This is a genomic window from Pseudomonas sp. FBF18 (assembly GCF_024261405.1).
Taxonomy (GTDB): domain Bacteria; phylum Pseudomonadota; class Gammaproteobacteria; order Pseudomonadales; family Pseudomonadaceae; genus Aquipseudomonas; species Aquipseudomonas palmensis.
Window position 1 is genome coordinate 225,377 of sequence record NZ_QKRS01000007.1, and the last position, 16,808, is coordinate 242,184.

17 protein-coding genes are annotated in these 16,808 nt (G+C 64.5%); 12 read left to right on the forward strand and 5 right to left on the reverse strand.

Going from position 1 to position 16,808, the window contains the following annotated elements; translation table 11 throughout:
* Positions 1-56 precede the first annotated feature (56 nt).
* Positions 57-2,303, forward strand: a complete 2,247-nt coding sequence (locus tag DN387_RS13700; RefSeq protein WP_054915275.1) for an Orn/Lys/Arg decarboxylase N-terminal domain-containing protein — start codon at positions 57-59, stop codon at positions 2,301-2,303.
* A gap of 46 nt (positions 2,304-2,349) precedes the next feature.
* On the opposite strand, the gene DN387_RS13705 is transcribed toward DN387_RS13700, so the two are convergent.
* On the reverse strand, positions 2,350-2,814 hold the full coding sequence (locus tag DN387_RS13705; protein ID WP_054915274.1) for a cysteine hydrolase family protein: 465 nt from the start codon (positions 2,812-2,814) through the stop codon (positions 2,350-2,352).
* Between the two features lie 93 nt (positions 2,815-2,907).
* On the opposite strand from DN387_RS13705, the gene DN387_RS13710 reads away from it, so the two are divergent.
* From DN387_RS13710 to DN387_RS13720, 3 genes are read left to right on the forward strand one after another with little or no spacing between them, the layout of a single operon-like run.
* Entirely contained in the window at positions 2,908-3,477 is a 570-nt protein-coding gene (locus tag DN387_RS13710; RefSeq protein WP_054915273.1) for an SPOR domain-containing protein, read from the forward strand.
* Positions 3,478-3,532: 55 nt separating this feature from the next.
* Positions 3,533-4,048: a GNAT family N-acetyltransferase gene (locus DN387_RS13715; protein WP_043860822.1), complete on the forward strand. Its 516-nt coding sequence runs from the start codon at positions 3,533-3,535 to the stop codon at positions 4,046-4,048.
* 12 nt (positions 4,049-4,060) lie between these two features.
* A complete protein-coding gene (locus tag DN387_RS13720) occupies positions 4,061-4,486 on the forward strand; it encodes an HD domain-containing protein (RefSeq protein ID WP_043860821.1) in 426 nt (141 codons plus the stop codon).
* On the opposite strand, the gene DN387_RS13725 is transcribed toward DN387_RS13720, so the two are convergent.
* Positions 4,465-5,958: a PLP-dependent aminotransferase family protein gene (locus tag DN387_RS13725; protein ID WP_054915272.1), complete on the reverse strand. Its 1,494-nt coding sequence runs from the start codon at positions 5,956-5,958 to the stop codon at positions 4,465-4,467. The two genes, DN387_RS13720 and DN387_RS13725, sit on opposite strands and share 22 nt — an antisense overlap.
* Positions 5,959-6,056: 98 nt before the next feature.
* Between DN387_RS13725 and DN387_RS13730 the strand changes: the two genes are divergently transcribed.
* A complete protein-coding gene (locus DN387_RS13730; protein ID WP_054915271.1) occupies positions 6,057-6,725 on the forward strand; it encodes an FMN-binding negative transcriptional regulator in 669 nt (222 codons plus the stop codon).
* A 145-nt stretch (positions 6,726-6,870) separates the two neighbouring features.
* Positions 6,871-7,836, forward strand: a complete 966-nt coding sequence (locus DN387_RS13735) for a DUF559 domain-containing protein (RefSeq protein WP_054915270.1) — start codon at positions 6,871-6,873, stop codon at positions 7,834-7,836.
* A 43-nt stretch (positions 7,837-7,879) separates the two neighbouring features.
* On the opposite strand, the gene DN387_RS13740 is transcribed toward DN387_RS13735, so the two are convergent.
* The 3 genes from DN387_RS13740 to DN387_RS13750 form a co-directional block, all read right to left on the reverse strand.
* The gene (locus DN387_RS13740; RefSeq protein ID WP_054915269.1) at positions 7,880-8,947 is read right to left on the reverse strand and encodes an endonuclease/exonuclease/phosphatase family protein; all 1,068 of its coding nucleotides are present in this window, start codon (positions 8,945-8,947) and stop codon (positions 7,880-7,882) included.
* A gap of 87 nt (positions 8,948-9,034) precedes the next feature.
* Positions 9,035-9,280 (reverse strand): DUF1654 domain-containing protein, encoded by a 246-nt coding sequence (locus tag DN387_RS13745; protein ID WP_043860816.1) that lies wholly within the window; start codon positions 9,278-9,280, stop codon positions 9,035-9,037.
* Positions 9,281-9,477: 197 nt separating this feature from the next.
* On the reverse strand, positions 9,478-10,566 hold the full coding sequence (locus DN387_RS13750; protein WP_043860815.1) for an asparaginase: 1,089 nt from the start codon (positions 10,564-10,566) through the stop codon (positions 9,478-9,480).
* 335 nt (positions 10,567-10,901) lie between these two features.
* On the opposite strand from DN387_RS13750, the gene DN387_RS13755 reads away from it, so the two are divergent.
* Genes DN387_RS13755 through rbsD form a run of 6 tightly spaced genes read left to right on the forward strand, consistent with a single transcriptional unit; the run spans position 10,902 to position 16,804 of the window.
* Positions 10,902-11,858 carry a sugar ABC transporter substrate-binding protein gene (locus DN387_RS13755; RefSeq protein WP_043860814.1) on the forward strand — a complete coding sequence of 319 codons (957 nt, stop codon included), beginning with the start codon at positions 10,902-10,904 and terminating at the stop codon, positions 11,856-11,858.
* A 46-nt stretch (positions 11,859-11,904) separates the two neighbouring features.
* A complete protein-coding gene (locus DN387_RS13760) occupies positions 11,905-13,455 on the forward strand; it encodes a sugar ABC transporter ATP-binding protein (protein WP_054915268.1) in 1,551 nt (516 codons plus the stop codon).
* Positions 13,452-14,447 carry an ABC transporter permease gene (locus tag DN387_RS13765; protein ID WP_054915267.1) on the forward strand — a complete coding sequence of 332 codons (996 nt, stop codon included), beginning with the start codon at positions 13,452-13,454 and terminating at the stop codon, positions 14,445-14,447. The genes DN387_RS13760 and DN387_RS13765 overlap by 4 nt, the downstream gene beginning before the upstream one ends.
* A gap of 3 nt (positions 14,448-14,450) precedes the next feature.
* A complete protein-coding gene (locus DN387_RS13770) occupies positions 14,451-15,473 on the forward strand; it encodes a LacI family DNA-binding transcriptional regulator (protein WP_043860811.1) in 1,023 nt (340 codons plus the stop codon).
* 12 nt (positions 15,474-15,485) lie between these two features.
* Positions 15,486-16,403, forward strand: a complete 918-nt coding sequence (rbsK, locus tag DN387_RS13775; RefSeq protein WP_054915266.1) for a ribokinase — start codon at positions 15,486-15,488, stop codon at positions 16,401-16,403.
* A complete protein-coding gene (gene rbsD, locus DN387_RS13780) occupies positions 16,400-16,804 on the forward strand; it encodes a D-ribose pyranase (RefSeq protein ID WP_043860809.1) in 405 nt (134 codons plus the stop codon). Before rbsK ends, rbsD begins: the two co-directional genes overlap by 4 nt.
* Positions 16,805-16,808 lie beyond the last annotated feature (4 nt).

A 16,808-nucleotide genomic window follows, 5' to 3' on the forward strand; every position in this document is an offset into this window, starting at 1 on the left:
CTTCTACCCTGAAATGAACGGCCTCACGGCCTGTCGCTCAGAAGGTGCCGGCGCCCATGTACAAGGACCTCAAGTTTCCGATACTCATCGTGCACCGCGATATCAAGGCCGACAGCGTGGCCGGTGATCGCGTGCGCGGCATTGCCCAGGAACTGGCCCAGGACGGCTTTACCATTCTGCCGGCGGTGGACTACGCCGAGGGCCGCCTGGTAGCGGCCACCCACCACGGCCTGGCCTGCATGCTGATTGCGGCCGAAGGCGCGGGGGAAAACACCCATCTGCTGCAGAACATGGTCGAGCTGATTCGCCTGGCGCGGGTGCGCGCACCGCACTTGCCGATCTTCGCACTGGGCGAGCAGGTGACCCTGGAGAACGCCCCGGCCGACGCCATGAGCGAACTGAACCAGTTGCGCGGCATCCTTTACCTGTTCGAAGACACCGTGCCGTTTCTGGCCCGACAAGTGGCGCGGGCGGCGCACAACTACCTGGACGGCCTGCTGCCGCCGTTCTTCAAGGCCCTGGTGCAGCACACCGCGCAATCGAACTACTCGTGGCACACGCCGGGCCATGGCGGTGGCGTGGCGTATCGCAAGAGCCCGGTGGGCCAGGCGTTTCACCAGTTCTTCGGCGAGAACACCCTGCGTTCGGACCTGTCGGTGTCGGTGCCGGAGCTGGGTTCGCTGCTCGACCATACCGGCCCCCTGGCGGCGGCCGAAGCGCGTGCGGCGCGCAACTTCGGCGCCGACCACACCTTCTTCGTGATCAACGGCACCTCCACCGCCAACAAGATCGTCTGGCACTCGATGGTCGGGCGTGACGACCTGGTGCTGGTGGATCGCAACTGTCACAAGTCGGTGCTGCACGCAATCATCATGACTGGCGCAATCCCCCTGTACCTGTGTCCGGAGCGCAACGAACTGGGCATCATCGGCCCCATCCCGCTGAGCGAGTTCAGCCGCGAGGCGATCCAGGCCAAGATCGAGGCCAACCCGCTGGCCGCAGGGCGCGAGCCGCGGGTGAAGATGGCGGTGGTGACCAACTCCACCTATGACGGGCTGTGCTACAACGCCGAGATGATCAAGCAGGTGCTGGGCAACAGTGTCGAGGTGCTGCATTTCGACGAGGCCTGGTACGCCTACGCGGCGTTTCACGAATTCTTTGCCGGGCGTTACGCCATGGGTACTTCGCGCAGTGCCGACAGCCCGTTGGTGTTCAGCACCCATTCCACCCACAAGCTGCTGGCCGCGTTCAGCCAGGCCTCGATGATCCACGTGCAGGACGGCGGTGCACGCCAGCTCGACCGTGATCGATTCAACGAGGCGTTCATGATGCATATCTCCACCTCGCCGCAGTACAGCATCCTGGCCTCGCTGGACGTGTCGTCGGCGATGATGGAAGGCCCGGCTGGGCGCTCGCTGCTGCAGGAAATGTTCGACGAGGCGCTGAGCTTTCGGCGTGCGCTGGCCAACCTGCGCGAGCACCTGGCCGACGACGACTGGTGGTTCAGTATCTGGCAACCGCCGCAGGTGGGTGGCATTCACCGCGTGGCGACCGAGGACTGGCTGCTGCAACCCCAGGCCGAATGGCACGGCTTTGGCGATGTGAGCGAAGACTACGTGCTGCTCGACCCGATCAAGGTCACGCTGGTGATGCCGGGGCTGGATGCGGGCGGCAGCCTGGGCGAGCATGGTATTCCTGCGGCAGTGGTCAGCAAGTTCCTGTGGGAGCGCGGGCTGGTGGTGGAGAAGACCGGCCTGTATTCGTTTCTGGTGCTGTTCTCGATGGGGATCACCAAGGGCAAGTGGAGCACCTTGCTCACCGAACTGCTGGAGTTCAAGCGCAACTACGACGCCAATACCGCGCTGCTGCAGAGCCTGCCGTGCGTGGCGCAGCTGGACCCGTTGCGCTACCACGGCATGGGCCTGCGCGACCTGTGCGAGCAGTTGCACGAATGCTACCGCGCCAACGCCACGGCCAAGCAGCTCAAGCGCTTGTACACGCGCTTGCCCGAGGTGGTGATGAAGCCGGGGGATGCGTATGACAAGCTGGTGCGCGGCGAGGTCGAGGCGGTGCCGATCGAGCGCCTGATCGGGCGGGTGGCGGCGGTGATGCTGGTGCCGTACCCGCCGGGGATTCCGTTGATCATGCCCGGGGAGCGCTTTACCGAGTCGACACGCTCGATCATCGACTACCTGAGCTTTGCACGGGCGTTCGACCGTGGGTTCCCCGGGTTTGTGGCCGATGTGCACGGGCTGCAGCATGAGGTGGGGGACGTGTATACGGTGGATTGCATCCGCGAATGAGGGATGGTTTGTGCTGGCCGCTTCGCCGGCCTTGCCGGCGAAGCCTTCACCGCAACTGTTGCGTACTCACCACGTGCCCGAAATGATGCCGCCACAGGCTCACCCCCAACTGCCCCGAGCGATCCAGCGACGACCCTACCGTGAGGTCGCTGATCAGGGTCGGCTGCAGCCCCGCATCAAACAGCGCGAACCCCGCCGCCAGCACGCAGGTGTCGGTCTGTATGCCGCACACCAGCACGCGCTCGGGGTTCAATTGCCTGAGGTAATCCAGCATCTCGGCCGTCGGGGCGTAGCCATGCTTGATGAAGATACGATCTGCCGCCACCAGGCTCTGGTCGTGCGCCGCCGGTTGCCAGCCCAGCTGACGTTGAAACGGGGTCACCGATTCATCATGGCGCTCCACGCTCGCCACCGACGGCATGCGGCCGATCAGTGATGTTATGCCGTCTACCAGCCATTGCGGCGGGTTGAACGAGGGTTGTACGTCGATAATCAGCAGTACCTGGCGCATGGAAGGCCCTATGGAAGTTCAAGGCCGGGCGATTGTAACCCCCGGCCTTGCACAGATGCTAAAATCCGCCGCTTGAAACCTGGAGATAGACGCGTGCGCAAAGTGGCGGTGGTAATGGCAGTGCTGGCCCTGGCCGGCTGTGACAACGATGCCGAACGGGTACACAAGCAGGTTGCCGAGCATCTGGATAACCCGAAGACGGCCAAGTTCGCCAACGTGCGATTCAACAAGCAGGGCGATATCTGCGGCCAGTTCCGTGGCAAGGACGCGGCCGGTGTGTTCCAGCCTTACCGCAGCTACGTGGCCATCAAGCAGGGCGACGACTACCAGATCATCATCGACGAAACCGGCGGCGACCTGCGCATCCGCGAAATCTGCGGTGGTGCCGACCTGCAGCGCCGTGCCGATGCCCTGGCCGACCAGCCCGCGCCCGAAGGCTGGGACGTCGAGATCATCCAGGGCCCGAACATGGGCGCCCTCAGCGACATGACCGCGCGCCTGATCGAAAAACAGATTCCATCCTCGGTGGTGTACCGCGACGGCAAGCCGGTGGTACTCCTGGGCCCTTATCCGACAAAAGAGGAGGCCCTGGCCAGCAAGAACGATGTGATGGCGCGCCTGGGTACCGATTCGGTGGTCATCCAGCACGGCGCCGAGCGCTAGCCAGCACGCGGCGGCGCCTCTTACACTCACGGCTTGTCTTCAAGGATGAGCCGTCATGAGTGATTCGCCCTTCGCCATTACCCTTCAACGTTGTACCGAACAGCACGTCGAGGGGCTCACGGCCCTGTACAACCACCCGCAGGTGGCGCGGCAGGTGCTGCAGATGCCGTATCAGAGCGCCGACCTGTGGCGCAAACGCATCGCCACCGACAACGAACGAATGGTGTTTCTGGTGGCCTTACATCAAGGCGAGGTGATCGGCAGCTGTACGCTCGAGCAGTTCATACGTGTACGTCGCGGTCATTGCGGCGGCATCGGCATGGGCGTCGCCCCGGCCTGGCAAGGGCAGGGGGTGGGCACACGGCTGTTGTCGGCGGTGCTCGAGGTGGCGGACAACTGGATGGGCCTGCAGCGCGTCGAACTCACTGTTTACGCCGATAACCAGCCGGCACTGGCGCTGTACCGGCGCCACGGCTTCGAGGTGGAAGGGCATTTGCGCGACTATGCTTTACGTGACGGTGTGTTCACCGATGCCTGCAGCATGGCGCGCCTGCGACGGCGCGAGGGTTAGAGGAGGGGGCTTATGTCCACACTGGAGCGAGCCATTGCGGTTGCCGCCAGGGCCCATGAAGGGCAGCAGGACAAGGGCGGCACTGCGTATATCCTGCACCCGTTGCGGGTGATGCTGAGGGTGCAGACCACCGAACAGCGCATCGTCGCGGTGCTGCACGACGTGCTTGAAGATACCAGCATGAGCTTGTCGGACCTGGCCCGCGAAGGCTTCGCCCTGAAGATACTGGCGGCGGTGCAGGCGCTGAGCCGGCGCGATGACGAAAGCTACGAGGCCTTCGTCGCACGGCTGGGCAGCGACCCGCTGGCACGGGTGGTAAAGCTTGCCGACCTTGCCGACAACAGCGACCTTTCGCGCATCGCCATGCCCGGCCCCGAAGACATCGCGCGCCTGCAGCGCTATCAACAGGCCAGCGCCTACCTGCAGGCGCTGGCCTGAACGCTGGCGCTTTCGATCACCCGTGCCAGGCGCTGCATCGCCGCATCGATGGCTTCGCCACTGAACCCACCCAGGCCGAGCACCAGCCCGGGCCTGCCGTGCGGCCCCGCATACATGGGGGATACCGCGCGCACCACCACCCCGGCCTCTGCGGCCTGGTCCGCTACCTGCCTGTCGTCGATGCCGGCTGCCAGCCACAGCACCAGGTGCATGCCCTGGTCGGTCGGTTGCAGCCAGGCCAGCTCAGGCTCCAGCCAGCGCGCCACCGCTTCGTTCACCTGGCGATGGATGGTGGCGTACACACCGCGGATGCGGCGGATGTGCCGGTCCAGATGGCCTTCGTTGATGAAGGCCGCCAGTACCTGCTGGTCGGCGTTGGCCGGATGACGGTCCATCAGCACGCGGGCACCGCAGAAGGCGTCTACCAGGTCCGGCGGCACGATCGCATAGCCCAGGCGCAGTGACGGGAACAGGATCTTGCTGAAGGTGCCCAGGTAGATCACCCGTTCAGGGTCCAGCCCCTGCAACGAGGGGAACGGGTGCCCTGCATAGCGCAACTCGCCGTCGTAGTCGTCCTCGATCACCCATGCATTGTGGGTTCTGGCCCAGCTCAGCAGTGCCTCGCGCCGGGTCATGCTCATCGGCATGCCCAGCGGGTACTGGTGCGAAGAGGTGACGAAGGCGGCGCGGGCGTGGGGGCAGGTAGCGACGGCGTGTTCCACGTCCATGCCCTCGGCGTCCACCGGCACGCGCACCATCTGCCCGCTGTGCCCGGCGCTTTCTAGAATGGCGGTGATACCGCGGTAGGCCGGGTCTTCGACCCAGGCGAAGTCGCCGATGTCCAGCAGCACCTGGCAGGCCAGGTACAGGCCCTGCTGGGTGCCGGAGGTGATGATCACCTGGCTGGCCTCGCAGCGTACCGAGCGGGATTTGCGCACATAGTCCACCACCGCCTCGCGCAGCTCGATTTCCCCCAGCGGGTCGCCATAGCCGGCAGGGGCACCCGGGCCGCGGGCGCGCACCCGGTTGCCAAGGCGCCGCCAGATATCATCCGGCGCGGCCTTGCCCAGCGGTACCGAGACGGCGAACGGTACCTGGGGTACCTCGCCGAAGCGGCGGGCAAGTTGTGCAAAGCGTTCGATGCGTGCCGAGCTGGCGGCGGGCCGCGCCACACCTGTCGTGTGCGCGGCAGGTGGCTCTTCAAGGCTGTGCGCGACCCGCGTGCCGGCACGGCCGCGGGACTCCAGAAACCCCTCGGCCGTCAGTTGCTCGAACGCCTCGATGGCCGTGCCCCGCGCGATCATCAGCGATCTGGCCAGCATGCGGGTCGAGGGCAGCGCCTCGCCGGGCTTGAGGTCGCCGCGCCGGATCGCCGCACGCAGCGCCTTGGCCAGTTGGCGCCCCAGTTGGCCGCTGCTGCGGTCCAGCGTGCCCAGCGAAGGAATATCCACCACGTTGGCTTTGCGCGCCATGTTTTCTGGTCCAGTCATTTTGTTCGATAGTGGATCTATACCATGGGCCAGTTGCGCCACACAATTTGCCATCGCCCTGTGCCGGATGGATGCAAATCATGTACGTACCGCAGTCTTTCAACGAGTCGCGCCCCGAGGTGCTGCATCAACTGATCATGCAGAACCCGCTGGGAGTATTGGTCAGCCACGGCGAGGGTGGGCTGGATGCCAACCATCTGCCGTTCCACTTCAAGCCGCAGGAGGGCACACAGGGGGTGCTGCATGCTCACGTATCGCGGGCCAACCCGCTGTGGCGTGAACTCAAGGATGGCGATGAAGTGCTGGTGATCTTTCGCGGCGCCGATGCCTACATCTCGCCCAACTGGTACCCCAGCAAGCACGAGACCCACAAACAGGTGCCCACCTGGAACTATCAGGTGGTGCACGCCCATGGCCGCGTGACCTTGCACGATGACGAGCACTACGTGCGTGGCCTGGTGGCCCTGCTCACGCGCACCCACGAAGCATCCCAGCCCGTGCCGTGGAAGATGTCCGACGCGCCGAAGGACTACATCCGCGACATGCTCAAGGCCATCGTCGGGCTCGAGATCGAGATCACCCGTCTGGTCGGCAAGTTCAAGCTGGGCCAGAACAAGGAGGCGCGGGATATCCAGGGCGCCGCCCAGGGGTTGAAGGCGTCGGGCAAACCAGCACTGGGCGAAGCCATGTTGAGCGCCACCGGTCACCCCCTGCACGGGCCGGCCTTGCCGGCGAAGTTGCCCGAATGACCACCGCCTTATCCCACCTGAAAATCGACTTTTCCTACAGAGTCGGCCAGAATCGGCGGCTCGGCTGCGTTATGGCTTTTTGACTGCATCGGTCGAGAGTGGGTGCTTTTGCACCGGCCCGACTTTCCAGCGCAGACGACAGGACATGACCCAGGACGAGTGGTTGAAGGCCAATGCGGCGCGGTTCGGCAGTGACTACGAACGATTGTTCGCCAGCAACGTGCTCAGCCTCGTGGCGGGCATCCGTTACGAGTCACTGAGTGCGCAATACCCCTTCAAGGACAATGACGGCAAGCAACGCTACTGCGACCTTGTCATCAATGAAGAGGGAGACGTGCGCATCGCCATCGAAATCGATGGCTATGACAAAAGCGGTACGGGTACCGGCATGTCGCACCCCGAGTTCATCGACTGGCAGCGGCGACAGTCTGCACTCACTTCCCAGGGCTGGCGGGTGCTGCGCTTTGCCAACCGCGACGTCAGGGATCACCCGCAGCGTTGCGCTCGGGATATCAGCGTACTGCTCGATGCCGAGCGGAAAAAAGCCCACGACCTGCTGTCGAGCACGCGCCAGAGCGCCAGCGTGCAGCAGTTGGCGCAGGCGCAGGGCAGCCGGATCAAAGGGCTCAACAAGGAGGTTTCGGTCATGAAGTACACGATCATGTCATTCACTGCGCTGATAGGGGTTCTGATCGTGGTGTTTGCGTTCAAGGGCACCGACTCGGTTGCAGGCTCGGCCGTGGTCAGCCAGGCAGTGGCGGCGCCGGCGTCACCCGCCACCTTGCAGGGCGCCACCTGCGATAACCCGCTGGACTGGCGTCAGGCCGCCGACCATATCGGGCAGAGCGCTGCGGTGCTGGGCCCGATCATGAAGGTGACCTACAAACCGTCGTCCAGGGGCCAGCCGACCTGGATCGACCTGGGTGCCAGCTTCCCCAGCAAGCGACGGTTGGGGCTGGTGGTATGGGGCGAGCATCGCCCGGCGTTCGCCTCGTTGCTGGCGCAGCCGCTGGAGGGGCGCACGGTGTGCGTGATAGGGCGTATCGAGCAGTACAAGGGCGTGCCGCGTCTGGAGTTGCAGGGCGCCAGTCAGTTCCAGCTGGTCAAGTGACCTTCAGGTGCAGCCTTGGCGTCAAGGCTGCACCGTTATCCCCTCAGCCGGCCTTCTGGCAGTTGCCGGCGATGCTGTAGCCCTCTGCCTGGGCGGCAGATTCGCTGCTGAACTCGACCCGATTCTTTTCGGCAATGCTGTTGTACGACGGGCAGTCCGGGCGGTGGTAGCGCTTCTTGGCCCGGTTGCCGCGCACTTGCCCGGTGGCGTCGGCCACAGTTGCAGCCTTGGTTTTGGCGGGTGCGGCGGGTCTTGCCGGTGAAGCGGCGGTCGTGGCCGTGCCCTTGCCTTGCCCCAGCTCTGCACGCAGGAATATCGGCGCGTGATCGGAGATGTTCGCCCGGCCTTGCTGGTGGGTCATGCCCAGGTGTTTCGGGTAGTCGTACACGCCCACGCTGTTGACCTTCAGCGGCGAGGAATGGCTGACGAAGATATTGTCGTAAAGGTTGGCGAATTTGCCGTCGGTTGTTGACAGCGTGCTGGCGCCTGCGACCACCAGTGGTCTGGCTGCGGCATTGAGCGACTTCCAGGCAGGCGAAGTGGGCGGCATGTTGAAGTCGCCCATCAGCAGGATGTGATTGTTGCCGGGGTAGACTTCCTTCAGCCAGGTCCAGTAGCTCGACAGCGCATCGATTTCCGCGACCCGGTCAGACGGCTTTTTCCCGTACACGATATGCACCGTGGCCACCACGAAATAGGCATTGTCGGTGAGTGACTTGAAGCGCGCGGAGTAGGGCTCGCGCTCGAAGATCTTCTTGCGGTCCAGGTAGGACACCGCACCGTCTTCATAGGCGACCTTGCTGTCCTTCCACACGAAACCATACATTTCCTTGTACGAAGACCTGCCTACCGCATCGGAGGCCATGTGGCTCCAGGGCTCGCCGCTCTGGCGGCTGAGTTCCCTGGCCAGCTTGTCCAGGGCCGCTTCGCTCATCAGCTCTTGCACAGCCAGAAAATCCACATTTTTGGCGACCTTGGCAATGGCCTTGAAGTCCTTGTTGGGGCGGTCGCTTAGGTGTTCCAGGTTCCAGGTGCCGATACGCGTTTCAGCAAACACCTGGCCACACAACAACATCAGCAGCATCACTGCAGCTGCAAGATTCTTGAACATCATTACTTCCAGATTCTACGGATAACACCATCGCCCAGAAGGGCGACAAGTCGGAGCAGGGTGGGCGGGCAGCGCCTGGCGACGGCTTCAGTCTTCCTTGGGCACAACCCAGAAAATCTGCACGCCGCCGTCATCCCGGTAGGCCAGGGTGACGTTGTCGTTTTCGGCGATTTCCTCGAGCAGGGTCTCCCAGTCGGCAGGCGACTCGTGCTCCAGGCGAAAGATCAGCGCCGCGCGGGACTTCTGCGCGGTTGGCGAGTTGATGATTTTCTGAATGCGGATGCCCAGTTGCTCGTAGCTGCTGACGGGCTTGGCGGCAGAGGAGGTGGCCACAGGTACAGGTTCCTTGTTTTTGCTGTATGCGCATACAGTATTTTACTGTAAGGCTTTTCGCAACTGCGTGTCGCTCAAAGAACCCATGTGACCACACGGCGCAGGCTTTGCTGCACCGTGGGCAAAATAAAAGTGGCGAGGTTACAAGAGGTTAGGCCGCCCCGCTGTAGGAAGGGCGGCCTGCCGGGCTACTGCACTCAGTATTCCCAGAAGATGCGCTGCAGCTCTTTGCTGTCCTGGGTCTTGGTCAGGGCGACCATGGCCAGGATGCGCGCTTTTTGCGGGTTCAGGTCGTGCGCCACTACCCAGTCGTTCTTGTCGTCAGGCTGCTCGGCGTTGCGCAGCACGAACCCGCCCTGGTTGACGTGGGACGAACGGATGATCTGCACGCCGTTCTTGCGCAGTTCCTGCAGGGCCGGCACTACGCGCGAGGACACCGAACCGTTGCCGGTACCGGCATGGATGATGGCCTTGGCGCCATTTTGCGCCAGGGCCTTGTAGGCGGTGTCGCTGACGTTGCCGTAGCTGTAGGCGATGTCCACGGCAGGCAGGCTGCTGATGGTCTTGATGTCGAATTCCGAATCCATCGTGTGGCGCTTGGCCGGCAGGCGGAACCAGTACGACTTGCCTTCCACGACCATGCCCATCGGGCCCCAGGCGCTCTTGAACGCTTCGGTCTTGATGTTGATCGACTTGCTCACGTCGCGACCGGACTGGATCTCGTCGTTCATGGTCACCAGCACGCCCTTGCCGCGCGATTGCTTGTCGCTGGCCACGGCCACGGCGTTGTACAGGTTGAGCATGCCGTCGGCCGACATTGCGGTACCGGGGCGCATGGAGCCCACGACCACGATCGGCTTGTCGGTCTTTTCCACCAGGTTGAGGAAGTAGGCGGTCTCTTCGAGGGTGTCGGTACCGTGGGTGATCACGATGCCGTCCACGTCCTTGCTGTCGGCCAGCTCGGCAACGCGCTTGCCCAGTTGCAGCAGGTTTTCGTTGGTGATGCTTTCGGAGGCGATCTGCATCACCTGCTCGCCGCGCACGTTGGCCAGGTTGGCCAGCTCCGGAACACCGGCAATCAGCTTGTCGACGCCCACCTTGGCGGCTTGATAGGTAGCGCTGTTGGCGGCGCTGGCACCAGCACCGGCAATGGTGCCGCCGGTGGCGAGGATAACCACGTTGGCGAGTTTCTGTTGGGTTTCGGCTTCCTTGGCGTAGGCGCCAGCAGGGAAGAACATGAACAGGGCCAGGGCGGCCGGAGCGAAGGAGTGAAGCGCAGCTTTCATCGTTATTGTTCCTTATGAGTGAAATTGCTGTGTTGCCCACACAAGTTCAGCAGAAAGCGTACCAGTTGCCCAATTAACTGAGCGTTGACGTCAATTCATTGATTTATAAGAAATTTATTTGGGCTTATGCCCCGTGCTGCCCGGCACTGTTTTCGGAAACCCGAATTATTGCGGTGCCAGATGTTCGGTTTTCCGAAGATTTTAAGGATAATTCCCGGCACTATTGGGGCCATGAAGGGCGGTCGGCAGATTTGACAAAACCCGGTAGCGTTTCCATAGTTGTTAACCGCAAACGTTTGCGACCCGACAAAAATCATAAGATTCGGAGTGAACCCATGACGCTGCCCTTTGCTGGACGCCTGTTGGCCGTTGCCATGCTGGCCACCCTCGCCACCGCCGTACCCTTCAGCCACGCCCATGCCGACACCGCCAAGCCCAAGGTAGCCTTGGTGATGAAGTCGCTGGCCAACGAGTTCTTCCTCACCATGGAAGACGGCGCCAAGGCCTACCAGAGAGACCACGCAGGCGAGTTCGACCTGGTATCCAATGGCATAAAGGACGAGTCCGATACCAGCAACCAGATCCGCATCGTCGAGCAGATGATCGTCTCCGGGGTCAACGCGCTGGTGATTGCCCCGGCCGATTCCAAGGCCCTGGTGCCAGTGGTCAAGAAGGCCATGGACGCGGGGATCACCGTGGTCAACATCGACAACCGCCTCGACCCGGATGTACTCAAGAGCAAGAACCTCAGCGTGCCCTTCGTGGGCCCCGACAACCGCAAGGGCGCGCGCCTGGTGGGCGAGTACCTGGCCACCCGCCTGAGCGTGGGCGATCAGGTCGGCATCATCGAGGGCGTGCCGACCACCACCAACGCCCAGCAGCGTACCGCCGGTTTCAAGGACGCCATGGAGGCAGCCAAGATCAAGATTGTCTCGGTGCAATCGGGCAACTGGGAGATCGACAAGGGCAATGCCGTGGCCTCGGCCATGCTCAACGAATACCCCGACCTCAAGGCGCTGCTGGCCGGCAACGACAGCATGGCGCTCGGCGCGGTGTCGGCGGTGCGCGCGGCAGGCAAGGTCGGCGCGGTGCAGGTGGTGGGCTACGACAACATCAAGGCGATCCAGCCGATGCTGCGCGACGGTCGCGTGCTGGCCACGGCCGATCAATACGCCGCCAAGCAGGCGGTGTTCGGTATCGAGGCGGCCCTGAAGATGCTGCGCGGCGAGAAGCCGGACGTGGATGCCGACAACGTCATCCAGACCCCGGTCGAGCTGGTCAAGCAGCCCTAGCCCGCTGACGGTGCCTGCCGTGGTGCGGGCGCCAGGAGAACATCTTATGTCGGCGACTGCGGATGTCGTGTTGTCGGTCAGTGCAATCGGCAAGACCTACGCCCAGCCCGTGCTGGGCGATATCGAACTGTCCCTGCTGCGCGGCGAAGTGCTGGCCCTGACTGGCGAGAACGGTGCGGGCAAGAGCACCCTGTCGAAGATCATCGGCGGGCTCGAAACCCCCACCACCGGGCAGATGTTCTACCAGGGCCAGGTGTATCAGCCCGCCAGCCGCACCGCGGCCGAGCGCCTGGGCGTGCGCATGGTGATGCAGGAGCTCAACCTGCTGCCGACCCTGAGCGTGGCCGAGAACCTGTTTCTGCACAACCTGCCCAGCCGCGCCGGCTGGGTCAATCGCACGCGCCTGCGCCAACTGGCGACCGCGGCAATGGCGCAGGTGGGGCTCGAAGCGATCGACCCCGATACGCTGGTCGGCGAGCTGGGTATCGGCCATCAGCAGATGGTGGAGATCGCCCGCAACCTGATCGGCGACTGCCATGTGCTGATTCTCGACGAGCCCACCGCGATGCTCACCGCACGCGAGGTGGAGCTGCTGTTCCGCCAGATCGAGCGCCTGCAGCAACGGGGTGTGTCGATCATCTACATTTCCCACCGCCTCGAAGAGCTCAAGCGCATCGCCCAGCGCATTGCCGTGCTGCGCGACGGCAAGCTGGTGTGCGTGGAACCGATGCAGCGCTACAGCAGCGAGCAACTGGTCAACCTGATGGTGGGGCGCGAGCTGGGCGAGCATATCGACCTGGGGCGCCGCACGATCGGCGAGCCGGTACTGCGTGTCAGCGGCCTGGGCCGGGGCGACAAGGTGCAGGACGTCTCGTTCGAGGTGCGCAGCGGCGAAATCTTCGGCATCTCCGGGCTTATCGGTGCCGGGCGTACCGAGCTGCTGCGCCTGATCTTCGGTGCCGACACGGCCGACAGTGGCAGCATCGAGCTGGGCAGCCCGCTGCGCCCGGTGCGTATCGACTCGCCCATGGCTGCAGTGCGCCACGGCGTGGCCCTGATTACCGAAGACCGCAAGGGCGAAGGCCTGCTGTTGTCGCAGTCGGTCAGTGCCAACCTGGCGTTGGGCAACATGCCGGCGATCTCACGCGCGGGCCTGGTGGATGGTGCTGCCGAGCGTGCCCTGGCCGAGCGCCAGATCCAGGCCATGCGCATCCGCAGCGCCGGGCCCGCACAAACGGTGGGCGAGCTGTCGGGTGGCAACCAGCAAAAGGTGGTGATCGGCCGCTGGCTGGAGCGCGACTGCGCCGTGCTGCTGTTCGACGAACCCACGCGCGGTATCGATGTGGGCGCCAAGTTCGACATCTATGGGCTGCTCGCCGAGCTGACCCGCCAGGGCAAGGCGCTGCTGGTGGTGTCCAGCGACCTGCGCGAACTGATGCTGATCTGCGATCGCATCGGCGTGCTTTCGGCAGGGCGCCTGATTGAAACCTTCGAGCGTGAGCACTGGAGCCAGGACCAGCTACTGGCCGCCGCCTTTGCCGGCTATCAGAAACGTGACGCGCTGCTGCAAGACGCAGTGCCCAGGAACCCCGCATGAACACTTCCCCGATAGACACACCGCCTGGCCCACCGGCCCGGCGCAGCGGTACCTACCTCGGCCTGGGGACCTACCTGGGCCTGGCCGGTGCGCTGCTGGCGATGGTGGTGCTGTTCTCGTTGCTGAGCAGCCACTTTCTGTCGTACGGCACCTTCAGCACCCTGGCCAACCAGATCCCCGACCTGATGGTGCTGGCGGTGGGCATGACCTTCGTGCTGATCATCGGCGGCATCGACCTGTCGGTGGGCTCGGTATTGGCCCTGGCCGCGTCGGCGGTCAGCGTGGCGATTCTGGGCTGGGGCTGGAGCGTGCTGCCGGCGGCACTGCTCGGCATGGGGTGCGCGGCACTGGCCGGGACCCTTACCGGCTCGATCACCGTGGCCTGGCGCATCCCTTCGTTCATCGTCTCGCTGGGTGTGCTGGAAATGGCGCGTGGCGTGGCCTACCAGCTCACCGACTCGCGCACCGCGTACATCGGTGATGCCTTTGCCTGGCTGTCGGAGCCGGTGGCCTTCGGCATTTCGCCGGCCTTCATCATCGCCTTGCTGGTGATCGTGGTGGCGCAACTGGTACTGACCCGCACCGTGTTCGGCCGTTACCTGATCGGCATCGGCACCAACGAAGAGGCCGTGCGCCTGGCCGGCATCGATCCGCGCCCGTACAAGATTCTGGTGTTCTCGCTGATGGGCCTGCTGGCCGGCCTGGCGGCGCTGTTCCAGATCTCGCGGCTGGAGGCCGCCGACCCCAATGCCGGCTCCGGGCTGGAGCTGCAGGTGATTGCCGCCGTGGTGATCGGCGGCACCAGCCTGATGGGCGGTCGAGGTTCGGTCATCAGCACCTTCTTCGGTGTGCTGATCATTTCGGTGCTGGCCGCAGGGCTGGCGCAGATCGGCGCCAGCGAGCCGACCAAACGCATCATCACCGGGGCGGTCATCGTGATCGCCGTGGTTCTCGACACTTACCGCAGCCGGCGCGCGCGCCGGCGGACCTGAACAATGGCAACCATCAAAGATGTAGCGGCGCTGGCGGGTATTTCCTATACCACCGTTTCCCACGTGCTGAACAAGACCCGCCCGGTGAGCGAACCGGTGCGGCGCAAGGTAGAAGCGGCGATTGCCGAGCTGGACTACGTGCCCAGTGCGGTAGCGCGCTCGCTCAAGGCGCGCTGCACGGCCACCATCGGCCTGCTGGTGCCCAACAGCGTCAACCCGTATTTCGCCGAACTGGCGCGGGGCATCGAGGATGGCTGCGAGCGCAATGGCTACTGCGTGATCCTGTGCAACTCCGACGACGACCCGCGCAAGCAGCGCAGCTACCTGCGCGTGCTGCTGGAGAAACGCATCGACGGTCTGATCGTGGCCTCGGTGGGCGAGGAGGCCGACCTGCTCGACAGCCTGGCCAGCGTGCGCACGCCCATGGTGATCGTCGACCGCGCGCTGGCGGGCGTCGACGCCGACCTGGTGCGCATCGACCACGAGCAGGGGGCCTACCTGGCCACCCGGCACCTGCTGGAGCTGGGGCACCAGGACATCGCCTGCATCAACGGCCCGGCACACACCAGCGTGGCCAAGATGCGCCTGGCCGGCTTTCACCGGGCACTGGCCCAGGCCGGGGTGCCCCTGCGCGAGGGCCGCGTGGTGGACAGCGACTTTACCAGCCTGGGCGGCTATGGCGCCGCAGCGCAACTGCTGGGCCACGACCGCCCGACCGCGATCTTCGCGGCCAACGACATGATCGGCATGGGCGTGCTGCGTGCCGCGGCCGAGCGCAACATCTGCGTGCCGAGCGAACTGTCGGTGATCGGTTTCGACGATATCCAGATGAGCCAGTACGTCTACCCTGCGCTGACCACGGTAGGGCAGTCGATCCGCGAGCTGGGCGAGATGGCGTCCGAACTGTTGCTGCGGCGTATCGGTGAGCCGCAGCGCAGTGGGGTAGAGCAGCGCATCGTCGCGCCGAGCATCGTGCTGCGCGAGTCCACCGGGCCGCGTCCCGACCTCTTCAATGATTACCGCTAGGACCGACATGCCATGCAAGCGAATGTAGTGGTGGTAGGCAGCCTGAACATGGACCTGGTGACCCGCGCCGAGCGCCTGCCGCAGGCGGGGGAAACCCTGGCCGGCGAGTGGTTCGGCACCGTGCCGGGCGGCAAGGGCGCCAACCAGGCGGTAGCAGCTGCGCGGTTGGGGGCAGCGGTGGCAATGATCGGCTGTGTGGGGGAGGACGCCTACGGTGCGCAGTTGCGTCAGGCGCTGCTCGACGAGGGCATCGATTGCCAGGGCGTGGACACGGCGGCGGGTGTTTCCAGTGGTGTGGCACTGATCGTGGTGGATGCCAGCAGCCAGAACGCCATCGTCATCGTGGCCGGTGGCAATGGGCACTTGCTGCCGGCATCGGTACAGCGCCTGGACCGCCTGCTGCAGGCTGCCGATGTGATCATCTGCCAGCTCGAAGTACCGCAGGCCACCGTGGCACATACCCTGGCCCGTGGCCGGGCGCTGGGCAAGACCGTGATCCTCAACCCGGCACCGGCCACCGGGCCGCTGCCGGCTGACTGGTTTGCCAACATCGACTACCTGATCCCCAACGAGAGCGAGGCCAGCGCCCTGACCGGGCTGCCGGTGGCTTCGCTGCAGGAGGCGCAGGCAGCCGCCAGCCGACTGCTGGCGCTGGGGGTGGGCAAGGTGATCGTCACCCTGGGCGCGCAAGGCGCTCTGTTCGCCGATGGCCAGGGTTTTGCGCATTTTCCGGCGACGCGGGTGCAGCCACTGGACACCACGGCGGCCGGGGATACCTTCGTCGGTGGCTTTGCCGCTGCGTTGGCCGCTGGCAGGTCGGAGCGCGAGGCCATTGCCTTTGGCCAGCAGGCCGCCGCCATTTCGGTCACCCGCGCCGGTGCCCAGCCCTCCATTCCGTATCTGAGCGAACTGCAGGGGAGCACGCCATGAAGAAGACCCCGTTGCTCAATATCGCCCTGTCGCGCCTGATCGCGTCGCTGGGGCATGGCGATGTGGTGCTGATCGGCGACGCCGGCCTGCCCGTGCCTGCCGGTGTCGAGCTGATCGACCTTGCACTGACGCCCGGCATACCGGATTTCATCAGTACCTTGCACACGGTGCTGGCCGAAATGCAGGTCGAAAGCCACGTGCTGGCCGACGAGACCCTGCAACACAGGCCGCCGGCCCTGGCAGGCATCGAGCTGCTGCATGCCCGCGGCGAGCTGGGCGCGCGCCATTTGATGAGCCATGCGGCGTTCAAGCAGCTCGGTGCGCAGGCCAGGGCCATCGTACGCACCGGCGAATGCCAGCCCTATACCAACATCGCGCTGGTGGCGGGCGTGACCTTTTGACTGT

What these genes read in the sequence shown, in the direction of transcription:
- DN387_RS13700 (WP_054915275.1), top strand. Translation starts at nt 57, where the DNA reads ATGTACAAGGACCTCAAGTTTCCGATACTCATCGTGCACCGCGATATC.
- DN387_RS13705 (WP_054915274.1), bottom strand. Translation starts at nt 2,814, where the DNA reads ATGCGCCAGGTACTGCTGATTATCGACGTACAACCCTCGTTCAACCCG.
- DN387_RS13715 (WP_043860822.1), top strand. Translation starts at nt 3,533, where the DNA reads ATGAGTGATTCGCCCTTCGCCATTACCCTTCAACGTTGTACCGAACAG.
- DN387_RS13720 (WP_043860821.1), top strand. Translation starts at nt 4,061, where the DNA reads ATGTCCACACTGGAGCGAGCCATTGCGGTTGCCGCCAGGGCCCATGAA.
- DN387_RS13725 (WP_054915272.1), bottom strand. Translation starts at nt 5,958, where the DNA reads ATGGCGCGCAAAGCCAACGTGGTGGATATTCCTTCGCTGGGCACGCTG.
- DN387_RS13730 (WP_054915271.1), top strand. Translation starts at nt 6,057, where the DNA reads ATGTACGTACCGCAGTCTTTCAACGAGTCGCGCCCCGAGGTGCTGCAT.
- DN387_RS13735 (WP_054915270.1), top strand. Translation starts at nt 6,871, where the DNA reads ATGACCCAGGACGAGTGGTTGAAGGCCAATGCGGCGCGGTTCGGCAGT.
- DN387_RS13740 (WP_054915269.1), bottom strand. Translation starts at nt 8,947, where the DNA reads ATGTTCAAGAATCTTGCAGCTGCAGTGATGCTGCTGATGTTGTTGTGT.
- DN387_RS13750 (WP_043860815.1), bottom strand. Translation starts at nt 10,566, where the DNA reads ATGAAAGCTGCGCTTCACTCCTTCGCTCCGGCCGCCCTGGCCCTGTTC.
- DN387_RS13755 (WP_043860814.1), top strand. Translation starts at nt 10,902, where the DNA reads ATGACGCTGCCCTTTGCTGGACGCCTGTTGGCCGTTGCCATGCTGGCC.
- DN387_RS13760 (WP_054915268.1), top strand. Translation starts at nt 11,905, where the DNA reads ATGTCGGCGACTGCGGATGTCGTGTTGTCGGTCAGTGCAATCGGCAAG.
- DN387_RS13765 (WP_054915267.1), top strand. Translation starts at nt 13,452, where the DNA reads ATGAACACTTCCCCGATAGACACACCGCCTGGCCCACCGGCCCGGCGC.
- DN387_RS13770 (WP_043860811.1), top strand. Translation starts at nt 14,451, where the DNA reads ATGGCAACCATCAAAGATGTAGCGGCGCTGGCGGGTATTTCCTATACC.
- rbsK (WP_054915266.1), top strand. Translation starts at nt 15,486, where the DNA reads ATGCAAGCGAATGTAGTGGTGGTAGGCAGCCTGAACATGGACCTGGTG.
- rbsD (WP_043860809.1), top strand. Translation starts at nt 16,400, where the DNA reads ATGAAGAAGACCCCGTTGCTCAATATCGCCCTGTCGCGCCTGATCGCG.